Below are 16,452 nucleotides of genomic sequence, written 5' to 3'. Positions count from 1 at the left end.
AGGCGTATACGGAACTCAACTAGTCAAGGAGTTCAATATTTCCCACGGGTCATGAGCCAATGCCGGACGGCGATCTGCAGGGTCATCTGACGATCGGGCGCGTGCAAGTCCTCGCCGAAGAGTTCGTTGAGCCGGCGGATGCGATGCCGGACCGTCTGGGCGTGGACGCCGAGGCGCCGTGCCGCGGCCGGGGCGTTGAATCGGCACTCGAGGCAGGCGAGCAAGGTTTCGGCGAGACGGTACGGTTCGGGGCCTTCGCCCGCCAAGGGTGCGAGGTGTTCGGCGGCCAGCTCGGCCATGAGGTTGCCGTTCTGCAAGATCAGCAGGTCGGGAACGTGGTCGAGGGCGCGGACAGGTGGCTCTGATCGAATTCGTCTGTCTCGCACCAGGTTCATGGTGCGTTGCGCCCAGTCCAACGAGTCGGCGACCCCGCCAGGGTCGACGGTCGGGCCGATGGCACCGATCCGGCCGTGCAGCAGAGAGCGCAGCGCCTCGGCGGTTTCCGGGCTGCCGGGATCGGTCACGATGAAACACTGCCGCTCGAGGTGCAGGCCGGACACCCAATCGCGAGGGATCTCGATGTCGGATCGCCGATAGGGATCGCGGGTCCACTCGTCGACGGCGACAGCCGCGACAGCTTCCGGCCATGGCCAATCGGCCGCGGCGGCCGCCGCACGGATGGCGGCGAGGTCGGGGTCCGGGTCGACGAGCAGTTCGAGCAGTCGGCTGCGCCGCCGGGTCCGTTCGCCGCCGGCGGCGATATCGGCATAGCCCTCCCGCAGCGCGGCCATGACCATGTTCTGGAAGATCAGGACCTGCTGGGCCACCTGCCCGATCGTCGCCGCCGTCACCGCGGGCAACGTCATCGAGAGTTCGGCGAAGCGCGCGATGGATACCCCGGTGCCGATCCGGAAGGCCGTCTGCCGCAACTCGGGGGCGAAGCCCTCCGCCGCGTCCGTGCGGCCCACTTCCCGCAGGAACGCTCGCAAGTCGGTCAATGGGGTCTCGTCATCTTCGAGCAGGTCGAGAAATGTGGTGTTGCACCACTGGACAATCAAGGCGCCGATCTCGTGGTCGCGGCGGCCGAGAGGGCGAAGCTGATCGGCGAGCTCGGTTTCGATCGCTTCGAGAGCGGCTCGGGAGACCTCGGCGTTGTGGGCTCTCAACAAGGCGATGACCTCGGCGGACTCGGACTCGGTGAGCTCGTGATCGATCAGGTTGTACCGCACTGGCGCCTCCGGGGCGTCCGCGCCGGTCGGCTGTGTCGGCCTCGGACTTCGGCCGAAAATGTCACGAAGAGGTCACGGACGAGATAGATTGAATACTCAACTTGTCAACTAGTAATAGAGATTACCTGTCCGGGCGACGATGCCGTGTGGGAAACCGGACGCGCCGTCGTGATGGCGGGAGGGCACGATGACCGCACAACTCGACCGACGACTGCCTGATCTGCTCCGGTCGCGCACCGCTGCCGTGATCGACGAGATCGAGCGGGACTTCCGGCTCCGAACGCCCGGCATCGCCGACACCTGGGAAGCCGCCACCAGCTGGTCGCTACACACGATCATCGACGAGACGATCACCGGCTTTCTCGACGAGCTCACCTGCGAGCCGCCGATCTGGTCGGCGGCGACCTCGCTCTACCGGCGACTCGGCGCGGAACTGGGTAATCAGGAGCGTGATCTGGAACCGTTGCAGGCCGCGCTGCAGGTCGGCGGGCAGGTCGCCACCCGCAGATTCATCAGCGCCGCCTATCGCCACGGCTGGACCGAGGATGTCCTCGCCACACTCACCGACCGCCTTTTCGCGCTGATCGCCACGGCGACGGAGGCCGCCAATCAGGGGTATCTCCGGCAGCGGGGACAGGTGGTCACCGATCGCGACCGGCATCGAACGAGTCTGCGAAATCTCCTGATTGGCGATCGGGAGCCCGAACTCGACGAGATCCACGAGGTCGCGCGAGCAGCATCGTGGCCGGTTCCGAAACGGATCGCGGTGATGGCTCTCGCCCGCAGCGACGGGCGGTGCCAGGCCATCCTGCCGCCCGACGTGCTGGTCGACTGGGAGGCATCGACGCCGTATCTGATCGTGCCGGACCCTGACCGGCCGCAGCTGATCCGGCAGCTCGTCAACCTCACCCGGCAACGACACGCCACGATCGGGCCGACCGCGGCGGTCACCAGGGGCGCCCATTCGCTGCATTGGGCGAGCTACGCGATCACCCTGATCGAGCGCGGCATTCTCCCCGCCGGTCCCGGCCTCCGCTGTGTCGAGCACGCCGCGACGATCTCGGCTTCGATGGCCGAAGACCTGATGGACGCCTCCGCACAGGAACTACTGGGCGAGCTGGCGGCGTTGCCGCCCCGGCGAGCGCAGCCGTTGCTGGAAACACTGTTGGCCTACCTCGAATGCGGCGGCAATGCCCTTGTCGCCGGCGAGCGATTGGGCATCCACAGCCAGACCGTGCGCTATCGGCTGCGCCGAATCACCGAGCTGATGGGCCGGCCCATCGACGATCCCGACCGCCGGCTCGACCTGATGAGCATCGTGAACTGGCAATGCCGCACCATCACCGGCACCCAGGTCGCATGACACGGGACCGCGGCACTACCGCTTTCGAGAGGCCCTGCCGGTCGGATCTCCCCCAGCGTGGCGGCTACCACCCGCGACGCGCACTATGAGCACAACCATCGGCAAGTGTTCTGGCTGCCGATGGTTGTGCTCATCTCAGCGCGCCGAGGCGATCTCCGTCGCGGGGACGACACTGCGCAGGGCATCGACGACGGTGTCGATCAGCGCGTCGGCGCGTTCGGACGAGAACAGACCATCGATATAGCCGAGATTCAGCGACAACTCGCTGGTGCCGACGCCAACGGTCAGCATCATGAGACCGCTGATCGACATGCCGGAGACGAATTCGGCGCCCGAGATCTCCCAGTCACCGATGCGGGCGGGGAAATCGCGGGTATCGAGCGAGGTCAGGCACAGGTTGCCCGGACCGCGGGCGTCCAGTAGCCCGACCGCCTTGTCCGCGCGCGCCGGTGTCGCGGGCAGCATGAAGCCGATTCCGCCCAGATTGGCCAGGTGCTGGCGTTCTTCGATACGGCGCGCGAAGTCGGCGTCGAACGCGATGGCCGTCGACCACAGAGGTTGGCCTGCCGGCGTCGGCAGGGCGACCATCGCCTGATAGGCGCCGGTGTGGGCCGGCGTCAGCGGCCGGTCGAGCTGCTCGCGGAACAGTACCGAGACGCCGACCGGGAAATGAGCGTCCGGCACACCGGCATCGCTACCGGCGGCCCGCGCCAGCGCGGCGGCGACCAGACTCGACAGGGGCACCGCACGCTCGTCGCAGGCGGCCAGGAGCGCCTGGTACTCGGTCCCGTCCAGCACTCGCCGCGTCAGCTTGGTGAAACGCTGCGCCGGCGCCACCTCGGCACCGGCGCCGAGCCGCACCGGCTTGACCCGGAGATCACGCACCCCGTCGACCGCGAGGCGGGCGATGGCCTTGCGCTTGCCGCGCCAGCCGTGGAAAGGCTTGGGGAACAGGGCTTCCGGTGCGGGCGGTGCAGGCACCTCGGCGACCCAGCCATCCGCACCGGCGGCGAGCTCGAGCACCTGCCTGGCCAACGACAGCACGGTGACCGCGTCGGCGATGGTGTAGGTGGAGGTCAGCACGAGATCGTGGACGTCGGGGGTGACGGTGATCAGGGTGGCCCGCAGCAGCGGCGCCTCCGCGTCGAATCGGGTCCGCAACTCGGCGTCGGCCTCGGCGACCCAGTCACCGGACGCCACCTCGCGCAACGGAATCGGGCGCATCGCGACCGGAACGAAGCGTGGATCGCGGCCGCCGTCGCTGCGCACTACGGCGTGCAGCATCGGGTGCCGCCGGACCAGCGCGTCCAGACCGGCGCGCACCGAGTCCGCGTCGATACCGCCGGTGACGCGCACTCGCGACACGATGTGCAGGGGCGCCACCTGGTCCACGGTCCAGTGCCAGCGTTCCAGCGTGGACAACGGCCGCGGCAGCGCCGCCACCGGCGCGGGATCGCCGAGGCCCGGCCAGGTCATCGGCTCGGCCAGACTCGCCTGCAGCTTGGCCTCGTTGCCCTTGGCGATGAAGCTGTCGCGGATCGCGATCACCGCACGATTGCGGGTCTGTTCGAGCCTGCCGAGCTTGCGGGAACCGTCGACGAGCATGGTGGTGCGCGGAATCCGTCGCTGCTCGTAGACCCGCAGCGCGGTCTCGGCGTCGTCGTGGGTGGCCAGCGCGTGCGCGAGCACCACCGCGTCCTCGATCGCCGAGTTCGCGCCCTGTCCCAGGCTGGGGAGCATCGGGTGGGCGGCGTCGCCGAGCAGGGTCACCCGACCGCGACCCCAGGCGGTCAGCGGTGGCCGGTCCTGCGCGGGCAGCGCGAGAATGTCCGATTCCGGAGTAGCGGTGATGATTTCGGTGATCTCCGGTGCCCAGCTCGCGAATCTGCGCAGCAGGTCGTCTTTGCCGTGCCGCCAGTCGGCGGCCTGCTCGGCCGTCGTGGTCATGGTGGCCCACCAGTAGACGTTGCCGTGCCCGATGTCGTGGATGCCGAAACGCATCCCCCGGCCCCAGTAGTGGATCGAAGCACCCGGTTCGATCGCCGGATGGGCGAACGGCACCAGTGCCAGCCAGCACACGAACTTGCCCGGTCGAGGAGCCTGCGATCCGTGCAGCTGAGCACGGATGGCGGAGTTGATGCCGTCCGCGCCGACGAGGACATCGGCGGAAAGAACACGGCCGTCGGCGAATTCGACCTGCACCGCGTCGGCGGTCTCGGTGAAGCCGACCGCCTCGGCGCCCAGCTCGACCCGCAAGTCCTCGCCGCACGCCGCCAGCAACACATCGTGCAGGCTCTTGCGGCTGACCGCGACGGCGGGCGCACCCAGTTCGGCATCGATGGCCGCCACGTCGACGCGCCGCAGCTCCGAACCGCCGGGCCTGCGGAAGGTGAACGATCGGGCCTGCCCGCCGGCCCGGAGCAGTTCCTCGTCGATGCCAAGATCCAGGGTGCGCAGTGCGTTCATCGCGTTCGACTGCACCGACAACCCGAAGCCGGCCGCGCGCAGTTCGGGACCGCGCTCGCACAGCACGACATCGATTCCGGCCCGGCGCAGAGCCGCGGTGGCGGTGAGTCCGCCGATTCCGGCGCCGACCACTAGTGCCGATTTCGCGGGAGAGTTCACTGGATTTCCTTGCTGGGTAGTGGGATTCGTCGTCATGCGGTCGCCGCCGCCTGGCCGAGCAAGCGGGCGAGGCGGGCGGCCACCTCGGCGACCTGCGGGGACTGGATCAAGGTCAGGTGGTCACCGGGTACTTCGATGACCTCGAGATGCCCTGCCGCGTAGGCGTCCCAGCCGTTGGTGGGATCTCGATGCAGGGTGCCCGCTCGATCATGGGCGGGGCGAAGCACCTGCGGCAGCGGCTCTGCGGCACGCAGCAGGGTGATGTCGCCGTCGTAGGCCTGCGGCCGGTAGGCGTCGATCGCCCGCCACCCGGCCACGAACACCTCGAACAGCCGCCGGACCAGAGCACGGGATCCGGTGGGCGGCAGCACGCCCGCGTCGACGGCCGTGGCGAGGATGAAGTCGAAGACCTCCTCCTCGGTGGCGAGGTCGACCGGGATCTCGATCACCGCGGTGTCGGCGCCGCGCGCCAGCCACAGCAGCTCCCAGAGGAAGAACTCGTAGAGCGCGTGCTCCGGCACCGGCATGCCGTCGCCGTGGCGCACCGTCATGGTGTCGATCAGGACCAGGGTGCCGATCTCGTGACCGGCTTCGGCCAGCTGGCGGGCCATCTCGAAGGCGACCATGCCGCCCAGCGACCAGCCGCCGAGGTGGTAGGGCCCGGCAGGCTGGACGCGGCGCATCGCGGCGATGTAGTTGCCCGCCATCTCGGCGATGGACCCGGCCGGGGTGCTGCCGGTCTCCAGGCCGGCCGCCTGCAAGCCGTACAGCGGTTGTCCGTCGGGCAGATGTTTGCTCAATTCGACATAGCAGAGCACATTTCCGCCGATCGGGTGCACCAGGAACAGCGGGGTTCCGGTTCCCGGACGCAACGGCACCAGTGGATCGAATCCTGTCTCGGCCCGTTCGTCGAGCTGTCCGGCGAGCGCGGCGACCGTGGGACCGGTGGCCAGGGTCGAGACCGGCAGTGACACCCCGTAGCGCTGTTCGATGGACACGATCAGCCGCATCGCGGTCAGCGAGGTACCGCCGAGGGCGAAGAAGTCGTCGTGCACACCGACCTCGGGCAGGCCGAGTGCTTCCGCCATCAGGGCCGCCAGTCCGGACTCGGCGGGTGTGCGCGGGCGGACCCGGTTCGCCGAGACGGCGGCGGGCAGTGCCATCCCGGCCAGGACCGCGTCGGCCCGTTTGCCGCTCGGTGTCAGCGGCAGCGCGTCGAGCCAGACCAGCCGGCTGGGAATCATGTAGTCCGGCAACCATTCCCGCAGCGCCGCGACGATCCCCGGCTCGTCGACCTCGGTGCGGGAGCCGACCAGGAACGCCACCAGCAGCGTCTGCGCGCTGGAACCCTCCGCGGCGGTGTGCGCCACCACCGCGACCTCGCTGACGCCGGGCAGGTCCGCGGTGACGCGGTGCAGCGCAAGCTCGACCTCCATCGGCTCCACCCGGTGACCGCGGATCTTGACCTGGCCACCGCGGCGGCCGTCGCTGACCACCTCGCCGCCGGGCAGCCTGCGACCGATGTCGCCGGTCCGGTACAGCCGCCGCCCCGGTGCGAACGGGTGCGGGACGAACGCCGCCTCGGTGAGGTCGGGCCGGTGCTCGTAGCCGTGCGCGAGTGCGGCTCCGCCGAGGTAGATCTCGCCGGGCGCACCGTCGGGGACCGGGCGCAGCCGGTCGTCGAGGACGAGGATCTCCACACCGTCGACGGCGGTGCCGATCGGTGGCAGCGCCGGGAACAGCGCGGGGTCGCCGGTCATGGTGTAGCGGGTGGCGACGTGGGTTTCGGTGGGGCCGTACTGGTTCTCCAGCACGACATCGGTTCCGGCCGCGCACAGCGCCTTGATTTCCTCGGTGACGCGCAGCTGCTCGCCGGAGGAGATGATCACCCGCAGCCCGGCCGGTGCGGTCCCGAGCCGGATCGCGGCCTCGGCCAGCTGCTGCAAGGCCACATAGGGCAGGAAGATCCGTTCCGCGCCGGTGCTCGCGAGCACCCGGGCCAGCGCGGGCAGGTCGCGGCGCTGGTCCTCGTCGAGCAGGATGAGGCGGCCGCCACCGCACAGTGTCGAGTAGATCTCCTGGAACGACACGTCGAACGACAGCGGTGCGAATTGTGTCGTGGCCGGCGCGATGTCCCGGCCGGGAAGCCGCCCGCTCGCCGTCGAGAGTTGCCAGCGGATCAGATTGGCCAGTGCGCGATGGGGCATGGCCACGCCCTTCGGAGTCCCGGTGGACCCCGAGGTGAACAACACGTAGGCGGTGGCTTCGGGATCGCCGTCGGGCAGCGCGACGGTGGCGCCGTGGGCAACCAGCTCATCGAGGGACAGGCGTGCATGCTCGGGTGGCACCAGGGTTTCGTGGCCCGCACCGGTGATCACCGCGAACGGCCGCGCTTGCGTGAGCATCGCGTGCAGCCGCGAGGGCGGATAGGTGACGTCGAGCGGCACGCAGGCGGCGCCCGCCTTGGCGATGCCGAGCACCGTCGCGATCTGTTCGGGAGACCGGTCCACCGCCAGCGCGATGCGGTCGCCCGGCCGTGCGCCGCGTGCCACCAGGGCGGTTGCGATGCGGTCGGCCTTGGTGCGCAATTCCGCGTAAGTCAGTATCACGGAGCCGAATTCGATGGCTACCGCATCCGGTGTACGGACCGCGGCGGCATCGAACAAGCCGATCACGGTGCCCGGGGAGATCGCGGTGGGCAGGATCTCAGGGGGCCTGCCCAAGGCGCTGAAGTCCACCGTTGCCATGGGGTCGCCGGTGAGCAGGTCGAGAACGCGCAGGTAGGTCTCGCCGATGCCGGCCAGCTGGTCGCGGGTGTACGCGACGGGGTCGCCGTCGATGCGCAGCGCCAGCGTCCCGTCGAGGGGGTTGCGGATGGCGTTGACCAGCAGGGCGAAGTTGGTGTCCTCGCGAATATCGATCCCGAGCAGGGTCACGTCGAGCGCGTTCATGGCCGCGCCCGCGGCGTGGAAGTGCACGTAGTTGAACGCGGTGTCGAGGACGACGCCGATCTCGCGCTGGATGTCGGTGAGCGGGAACCGCTTGTGCGCAGCGCTGTTGCGTTCCCGCTCGAAGACATTCGTCAGCACCTCGCGCCTGCTGCGGTCGGCGAAGTCCAGCCGCAGCGGCATCGTGTTCAGGAACAGTCCGGCCATCCGCTCGGCATCGATGCGCTCGGGCCGCCCGTGGGTGACGACGCCGGTGGTGACATCCGTGCGGCCGGACAGCAGGCCGACGGTGCACAGGTGCGCCGCCAGCAGGACGGCCTTGACCGGGATGTGCGCGGCGGCGGCGGCCTCGTCGGCGCGGGTCAGCAGCTCGGCGCCGACCGGAACCGACACCGACACCCGCGCGTCCTGTGGCCCGGCGGCGGGTGTTGCGCCGACGGGAACGTGGGGGCGCAGTCCGGGGATGCGGATCGTTTCGGCGCCGTCTAGTTCTCTGGCCCAGTGGTCCCGATCGGCCGGATCGGTCAATGAATCACGCTCGGCACGAACATATTCCGCGAACGACGGCAGCTCGGCCGGGAAGGTCGCGGCGCCCCGGTAGTCCGCCAGCAGTTCGGAGACCAGCGTCGCCACACTCCAGCCGTCGAGGATGGCGTGGTGGAACGACAGCACCAGCTCGGTCCGGTCGGCGAGGCGGAACACGGCGAGATCGAACAGGCCTGGTTGTTCGAAGGCGTATCGACGCAAGCGTCGTTGCTCGACATGGTCGCGAACCAGCGTCTCGGCCTCGTCGGTGCCGGCCGCACGCAGGTCGGTGACCGTCAGCGGCGGCTCGAGGTCGGCGTGCACGAGTTGCAGCGGCTCGGAGTAGCCGGCCAATTCGAAGGAGGTGCGCAGCACGGGGTGCCGGGCGATCGAACGCAGCACCGCGGCGCGCAGGGCGTCCTCGTCCCACGGCATCCGCAGCGAGTACCGGAAAACATCGTGGTAGAGCGATGATTCGGCCCGTTCGCGGCTGTGGAACAGCATGCCCAGCTGCAACCTGGTCAACGGATAGGCATCCACGACGTGCCGCAGGCGCGCCCGGTCGATCCCGGCCACCAGTTCGAAGGGTGAGAGCGCGACGGCGGCGACGGCGCCGGTGCCTGCCCGCTCGGCCAGTTCGGCGATGGTGGGGCATTCGGCGATGTCCCGAGCGCTGATCACCAGTCCCCTGGCCTCGGCCCTGGCCCGCACGCGCAGCAACAGGATCGAGTCACCGCCGAGGTCGTAGAAGTTGTCGAACACCGATACCGACTCGCGGTCGAGCACCTCGCGCCAGATCAGCGCCAGCTGTTCTTCGACCGGCGTGCGGGGCGCCGCGTGCCCGACGGACCGGTTCTCCGTGGTGATCGCGGCCAGCGCGGCGCGGTCGGTCTTTCCGCTCGGGGTCAGCGGGATCGCGTCGACCCGGACGAACAGTGACGGAATCATGTACTCCGGCAGCGTCGCCGCCAACGCCTTGCGCAGTGCGCCGGGATCCGGAGCGGATCCGGCGACGTAGTAGGCGACCAGATACGCGCCGCGGTCCGGCGAGTGCTTGTCGATGACCGCCGCGGCGGCGATGCCGGGCAGCGCGGCCAGCGCGTTCTCGACCTCACCCAACTCGACCCGGTTGCCGCGAATCTTCACCTGCCGGTCGATGCGGCCCAGGTACTCCAGTTCACCGTCGGCGAGGCGGCGGGCCAGATCGCCGGTGCGGTACATCCGCTCGCCCGGATGGAAGGGGTCGGCGACGAACTTCTCCGTCGTCAGCTCCGGGCGGTCGCGGTAGCCGCGCGCCAGACCGACGCCGGCGATGCACAGTTCACCCGCGACGCCGACCGGCTGGGGCTGGTCCGCGGGACCGAGCACGTAGAGGCGCGTGTTGTCGATCGGTCGGCCGATCGGCACCCGGGTCACCGTCTCGGCCGGGTCCGTCGGGCAGTCGTGGAAGGACACGTCCACGGTGGCTTCGGTCGGGCCGTACAGGTTGACCAGCCGGGGCGCGTCGGCCCCGAGGCCTGCGAAAGCCCGGTTCCACCGGTTGACCTGATGCGGGAGCAGCGCTTCACCGCTGCAGAACACCGTGCGCAGACCAGCGGCCCTTGGCACCGCGGTCGGGTCGGACTCCAGCAGATCCAGGAAGGGCGTCAGCATCGACGGGACGAAATGCATGACAGTGATACCGAAGTCGGCGACAGCGGCGAGCAGTTCGCGCGGATCCTTCTCGCCGCCCGGCCGCAGCAGTGCCACCTGGGCACCCTCGACGGCCCACCAGAACAGCTCCCACACCGACACGTCGAACGAGGACGGCGTCTTCTGCAGGATCACATCGGTGGGGCGCAGCGGGTACCGCCGCTGCATCCAGCCGATCCGGTTGATCACTGAATGATGTTCTACGACAACCCCTTTGGGTTTTCCGGTGGAACCAGAAGTGTAGATCACGTAGGCGGGGTCGGAGCCGACGGGTACCGGAGTTCGCGTCGGCGTTCCCGTCGACCAGCGCTCCGGCGACAGCACGATCGCGTCGCCGGACACCTCGGCGGCGGTCAGCACCACCTTGGCGGCGCTGTCGGCCAGGAGGTAGGCGACCCGATCGGCCGGGTAGCCGGGATCGATCGGGACGTAGGCGGCGCCGGCATGCAGGGCGGCCAGGATCGCCACGAGCATGTCCGGCCCGCGCTCGAGCAGCACAGCGACCAGATCGCCCGCCTCGACCCCGGATTCGCGGAGCAACCCGGACAGGATGGCGGTGCGGTCGGTGAGATCGCGGTAGGTGATCGTGTCCCCGGTCGCGGTGTGTACCGCGACCGCGTCCGGCGTGTGCTCGGCCTTGGCCAGGATCCTGCCGATGACGGTGGCCTGGTCCGCATAGGGCTGCGATGTCGCGCCGGCGCGGTCGACCAGCAGGTCGTGCTCGGTCCCCGACAGCATCGGCAGCAGCGAAGGATCGGTGTCGACGGCGTCGACACCGGCACGCAACAAGGCGACCAGATGGTCGGCGACGGATTCGATCGGATAGTCGGCATCGAAGATGTCGGTGGCGTGATCGAGCCGGATCAGCAATGGGCCGTCGTCGTCGATTTCGGAGATCGTCCAGGCCATCGCCAGCGGGCTGTAGCCCTGCGAGGGTTGCCGCACCTCCTCCAGCCCCTCGATCAAGCCCGCGGCCGAGGGCAGGCGTGGATAGGCGACCGTCACGTCGAACAGCTGTTTCGCCGGATTGCCGCTGCGGCGCAGCTCGCCCATGAGATCGCCGAGCGGATAGCGCTCGTGCTGCTTCATCCGGCGCACATCGGCTTTCACCGCCGAGACCAGCTCGCGAACCGTGGCACGGCCGCCGGTGCGGATCGGCAGCGGAAGGGTGTTGGCGAAGTGGCCGATGGTGGCCTGCTCGGTGGGGTTGCCGCGGTTGCCGAAGGGGATGCCGATGACGACGTCCTCGGCGCGCAGCACGCGCGAGAGGTAGAGGCCGAGCATCGCGCAGAAGTACGGGTACAACGACAGGCCTGCCGCACGAATCCGGTTGACCAGCAAGCGATCCAGGGTGAACTCGTAGGCGGTGACCGGCGCCAGACCCTCAGTGGCGCGCGGCCGGTCGAACAGCGCGGGGGTCGTCCCGGCGAGCTGGGACACCACCGCGTCACGGTCGATGCCGTACCGATCGCTCGCCCGGTACTCGCGTTCGAAGGACAGGCACCCCAGGAACGACGACCCGGGCAACTCGATCGGATTCCCCGACATCGTCGTGGCGTAGTCGGTGAGGACCTGGGCGCCGATGTGGAACAGTCCGGTCGCGTCGGCGGCTACATGGTGCGTGGCCAAGACGAGGTAGGACGACCCCGCTCCGGCATGGATGATGTACGCCCGGAAGGGCACCGCGCCGAGGAGGTCGACCGCGGACCCGGTGAGCAGCTCGATCCGGCGCTGCGCCTCGGCATGCGGATCGGGGGCGTCGCCGACGTCGATCACCTGGACCGGCGGCATCGGGTCGGTCGACAGCTCCTGGGCGGGGACACCGTCGAAGACGCGGTACCGCAGCCGCAGCCCGTCGTTGCGCGCCCAGGTCCGCTCGACCGCGGCGATCATCGCGGCGTCATCGATGGCGAGGGCGAAGCGGCCGACCACGCTGGAGAGATAGCTGGGCAGACCGGGAAAATGTTCCACCACGGTCCAGATGTCGCGCTGATAGGCGGTGAGTGGATAACGCATGGAAACGGACATGGATAAACCCCTGAGGTGAAGCGCTGAAGTGTGCTCGATCGCGCGGCACTGCTGCGATCCGAATGCTGTCCGGTAGCGGTTTCGCCCGGCTGATCGGGCGATGTCACGAGTGGTCCGTGTGCCCAATCGGCACTTCCGCCACTGTGTCACGCAAGCAGGCCGATAGCCAATGTTGTTGTGCCGTAACGGAAGTCACCCACAGGGGTAAATCAGCTGTATCGGTGTGGAATTGTCCGGATCTTTGGTCGTGTGCGACGAGACCGGAGCCGGAATACTGCACCGGAAACCAAACCGGCGCTCAGGAAGCCGGTCAGTCTTCGCGGACGGCGATGTGACGGTGGACTCTTCGGAGGAATCCCGGCGCCCACCAGTTGGCGGTGTTCAGCAGGCGCATGAAGGCGGGCACCAACACACCCCGGACCACGGTGGCGTCCATCAGCACCGCCAGCGTCAGGCCGACGCCCATCAGCTTGGTGAAGGCGACCTGTGAAAACGCCAGCCCCACGCAGACGATCGCCATCAGCGCGGCAGCGGCTGTGACGATACGGCCGGTGCGTTCGAGCCCATAGGCGACGGCGTCGGCCGTCACACCACGCACCCGGTACTCCTCGGCGATCCGCGACAGCAGGAACACCTCGTAGTCCATCGACAGCCCGAAAGCCAGGCAGAAGACGAGGACCGGCACCGGCGCGGCGAGATAGCCCGTCTCGGTGAAGTCACCGACCAGCCATTTCAGGTGCCCGTCCTGGAAGATGTAGACCATCGCACCGAAGGTCGCCGACAAGCTCAAGGTGTTGAGCAGCACCGCCTTCAGCGGGATCACCACGCTGCCGGTGAACGCGAACAACAGCACGAGCATCGCGATCACGATGAGCGCGACGACCAGGGGCAGTCGCCCCGCCAACCCGGATTTGGTGTCGGCGTTCTCGGCCGTGGCGCCGCCGACCAGCAGCGGCGCGGGCGAGGCCGTGCGCCGGATGTCGTCGAGCAGGTCCTCGGCTGCCTGCGAATACGGATCAAGGTCGGGGATGACCGTCAGGTGCGCGCCGTCGGGCCCGGGCAGACCGCGCACCAGCCGCACGTGGGGCAGGTTCTGGAGCCGCTGGGTCAGGTCGGACAGTTCGGCCGCGGAGATCGGCCCGTCGACCACCACGTCGAAGCGGCCCGCCGCGGTCGCCGGGAAGTCGGCGCGCAGGACGTCACCGACCTGTCTGCTCTCCACCGTCGTTGGCAGGGCGCGATCGTCGGTCAGGCCAAGCCGCAGTCCGGTGAACGGCAGGCCGAGCAGGATCACCACCAGCAACGCTGCGCCGCCGAAGATCCAGGGACGCACCGTGACTCGCCGCGCGCTGCGGTACCAGAAACCCTGCTCGGGTGGCATGGGGGCCGGTTCGGGGCGCCCGCGCAGCCGTCGCAGCCCGCGACGCAGATCGAGCGCATCGATGCGGTGACCGAACAGCATCAGCAAGGCCGGGAGCAAAGTCACCGTGGCGAGTGCGGCCAGCAGTGTCACCGAGAGACAGGCCATGGCCAGCGAGCGCAGGAACGGCATCGGGAACACCAGCATCGCCAGCATCGCGATGACGATCGTGGCGGCCGAGAACAGGACGGTGCGACCGGCGGTTGTCACGGTCGCCCGCACCGCGCTCGGCACGTCGCGACCCGCGCGCCGTTCCTCCCGGAACCGGCTGACCACGAACAGGCTGTAGTCGATGCCGAGACCGAGACCGAGCACCGTGGTGAGATTCAGCGCGTAGCTCGAGACCTGGGTGAACTCGGTGAGCACGCGCAGGATTCCGAAGGTGCCGATGATCGAGACCAGCCCGAGTACCAGCGGCAGCCCGGCGGCGACCAGGCTGCCGAAGACCAGCACCAGCAGGACGAGCAGAATCGGGATCGATACCGCCTCACCGACTTTCAAGTCGTGCGCGAGCTGTTCGGTGACATCGTGATAGCTCACCGCGGCGCCACCGAGGCGCAGGTGGAGCGCGTCGTAGTCCCGATCCCGATAGCTGTCGACCAGCCGCGCGACCACCGCGTCAACCACGATCTCGTCACCCGGAATGTCTACGGCGACCAGCGCCTTTCCGCGGTCGGCGTCGCGGAGGAACTCGGGCGATCCGGTGGACCAGTACGAGCTCACCGAACGCACACCCGGCACGGCGGCCAGCTCGGTGGTCAGCTGCCGACCGGTGGTGGCGACCGCGGGCGTGTCCACGGTCCCCGCCTCGGCCGGAACCTCCACCAGCACCAGGACATTCGGAGTTCCGGTGGTGTACTTCTCGGCCAGGATCCGGGCGGCGCGCGCGGATTCGGCGTCCGCGTTCCAGAATCCGCCGCCGGAGAGCCGCTGCTGCACCGACGCGCCGCCCGCGCCGGCGAGGAGTAGCAGCAACACGATCACCGCGACCACGGTTTTCGGTCGGCCCACAGTCAGTCGCGCGAGTACTCGCACTGTCCCTCATCTCATCGCGGGCACCGCACGTGCACTCCGGCGCCGGTCTCGGCACGACGACCATCTCCACCGCCGCTGCTCGGGCATGTCGGGGTCGGCGCCGGTGCCTCCCGCAACCCGGGTCGGAGCCAGTATCGATGCTCGAATGAACTGTGTCACTGCATCATTCGATGAATTTTCCGCTCGTGACTGTACTTCGGCGACAGGTCGCGATCCCCGGATGTGCGCCTCAGCCGGCCCCTGCTCGCCTCCCCCACGCCGCACGCTGTGCAGTCGGCACCGTCATCGACGAGCCGCCTCCGCTGACACACGCCGGGCGTGCACCTCGGTGTGCAGGTGGGCCGCGGTCCCCGACCAGCGCAACCGTGCGGCGAGCAGCTCGCGGATCGTGTGGGCGTGCGCGAACGCCGCGGGCAGATCGGCGCACACCCCGTCGACGGCGCGTGCCCATACCCGCCGGTCCCGGTCCAGATCGTCGGTGACCTCGACGATCATCGGCTCGGCCGCCGTCCCGAGTTTCTCGCGCAGCAGGTCCGCCGCCCCGCTCTGCGCGCTGACCAGCACCGGCGTGCCCGCCGCGATCGCCTCCCACGTGACAAGCCCGAATCCGTCGGCACGCGAAGGCATCAGGCACAGCGCGGCGGCACGCAGATCCCGGCCGACCGCGGCGGTGCCTGCATAGGGACGGACATCGATCCGGCCGCGGGCCAGTCCGGATACGTCGGTCAGTGTGCGGTGGACCGCCTCGCATTCCCCGGCGGGCGCGCCGCGGACTCGCAACGTGGGCGCGGTGACGCCAGCGCGCTGGGGTAGCGCCCCGATCGCGGCCGCGGCGATGTCGAGGCCTTTGAGCGGCACGTCGCCGGTTCGGCCGAGCACCAGGACGTCGATCTCGGTGGGGACGCAGCGGCGCCGGTCGAGGGTGCCCGGTTCGATGTCGAGTCCGGGGTCGAGGCGCACCACCGGCGCGGTGCGGTAGCCGTCGCTCAGGATGTGGGTCGCGTAGCGGGTCAGGCGCGGGCCGACCGCCGCGACCACCGTGGCGGCCTCGGCGATGCGGCGCGTAAACTCTTCACGCGCATCGGCTTTCGCGCCCGCTGCGCCGAGATCCTTGTACGGCTCGATCTGCGCGGGTGCGGTGTGCACGAGATGCACCAGGGCGCTGCCGTCGTACCGGCTGGCGTTGAGCCAGGCGATGTGCCCGGTGATCCGGTCATGTCCCACCACGACATCCGGTGCGGGCACTCCGATGTCGGCGACGGGCAGGTGCAGGCTCGGCCCGGACGGTGTCGTCGCCGCGGTGACCAGCGTGACGCCGTGTGCCTCGGCGTCGCACCGGTCAGCGGTGGTCGCGGTCTCCACCAGGCAGGTGACCGGGTTGCCGTTCTCGGCGGCGGCGACGGCGAGGGCGCGGTTCACCACGGCGATTCCGCCGGTGGTGGACAGCCATTCGTCGCAGACGAACAGGTACGACAGCGAGCCGGGGGCGGACGGCGGGAACGACTCGGGCGAGATCGGCAGGGGGCGCTGGATCGACATGGAGCCACTCGACAAGCGCGAAAGAATGAAGAAAATGGCGATCGAATG

The 16,452-nt window shown here is 69.3% G+C and carries 6 protein-coding genes; 1 reads left to right on the top strand and 5 read right to left on the bottom strand.

All coding sequences use genetic code 11. From position 1 onward, the window contains the following. Window positions 1-32: 32 nt before the first annotated feature. Window positions 33-1,229, bottom strand: coding sequence for a PucR family transcriptional regulator (locus ACWF82_RS06900; RefSeq protein WP_452498753.1), 1,197 nt, complete (start codon window positions 1,227-1,229; stop codon window positions 33-35). A gap of 187 nt (window positions 1,230-1,416) precedes the next feature. Between ACWF82_RS06900 and ACWF82_RS06895 the strand changes: the two genes are divergently transcribed. Beyond that, on the top strand, window positions 1,417-2,592 hold the full coding sequence (locus ACWF82_RS06895) for a PucR family transcriptional regulator (RefSeq protein WP_452498752.1): 1,176 nt from the start codon (window positions 1,417-1,419) through the stop codon (window positions 2,590-2,592). 135 nt (window positions 2,593-2,727) lie between these two features. Here ACWF82_RS06895 and ACWF82_RS06890 read toward each other — a convergent pair whose 3' ends face one another. The 4 genes from ACWF82_RS06890 to ACWF82_RS06875 form a co-directional block, all read right to left on the bottom strand. After that, a complete protein-coding gene (locus ACWF82_RS06890; RefSeq protein WP_452498750.1) occupies window positions 2,728-5,217 on the bottom strand; it encodes an FAD-dependent monooxygenase in 2,490 nt (829 codons plus the stop codon). A 32-nt stretch (window positions 5,218-5,249) separates the two neighbouring features. Next, a complete protein-coding gene (locus ACWF82_RS06885; RefSeq protein ID WP_452498748.1) occupies window positions 5,250-12,410 on the bottom strand; it encodes an amino acid adenylation domain-containing protein in 7,161 nt (2,386 codons plus the stop codon). Between the two features lie 310 nt (window positions 12,411-12,720). After that, window positions 12,721-14,814, bottom strand: coding sequence for an MMPL family transporter (locus tag ACWF82_RS06880; protein ID WP_452498746.1), 2,094 nt, complete (start codon window positions 14,812-14,814; stop codon window positions 12,721-12,723). Between the two features lie 333 nt (window positions 14,815-15,147). Then, on the bottom strand, window positions 15,148-16,404 hold the full coding sequence (locus ACWF82_RS06875) for a glycosyltransferase (RefSeq protein WP_452498744.1): 1,257 nt from the start codon (window positions 16,402-16,404) through the stop codon (window positions 15,148-15,150). Window positions 16,405-16,452 lie beyond the last annotated feature (48 nt).

The organism is Nocardia sp. NPDC055053, assembly GCF_053608285.1.
This window is presented reverse-complemented; position numbering and strand designations above follow the sequence as displayed.

Bases quoted from the DNA above. Each gene is read 5' to 3' on its own strand.
- ACWF82_RS06895 (WP_452498752.1), top strand. From the start codon at position 1,417: ATGACCGCACAACTCGACCGACGACTGCCTGATCTGCTCCGGTCGCGC.
- ACWF82_RS06885 (WP_452498748.1), bottom strand. From the start codon at position 12,410: ATGTCCGTTTCCATGCGTTATCCACTCACCGCCTATCAGCGCGACATC.
- ACWF82_RS06875 (WP_452498744.1), bottom strand. From the start codon at position 16,404: ATGTCGATCCAGCGCCCCCTGCCGATCTCGCCCGAGTCGTTCCCGCCG.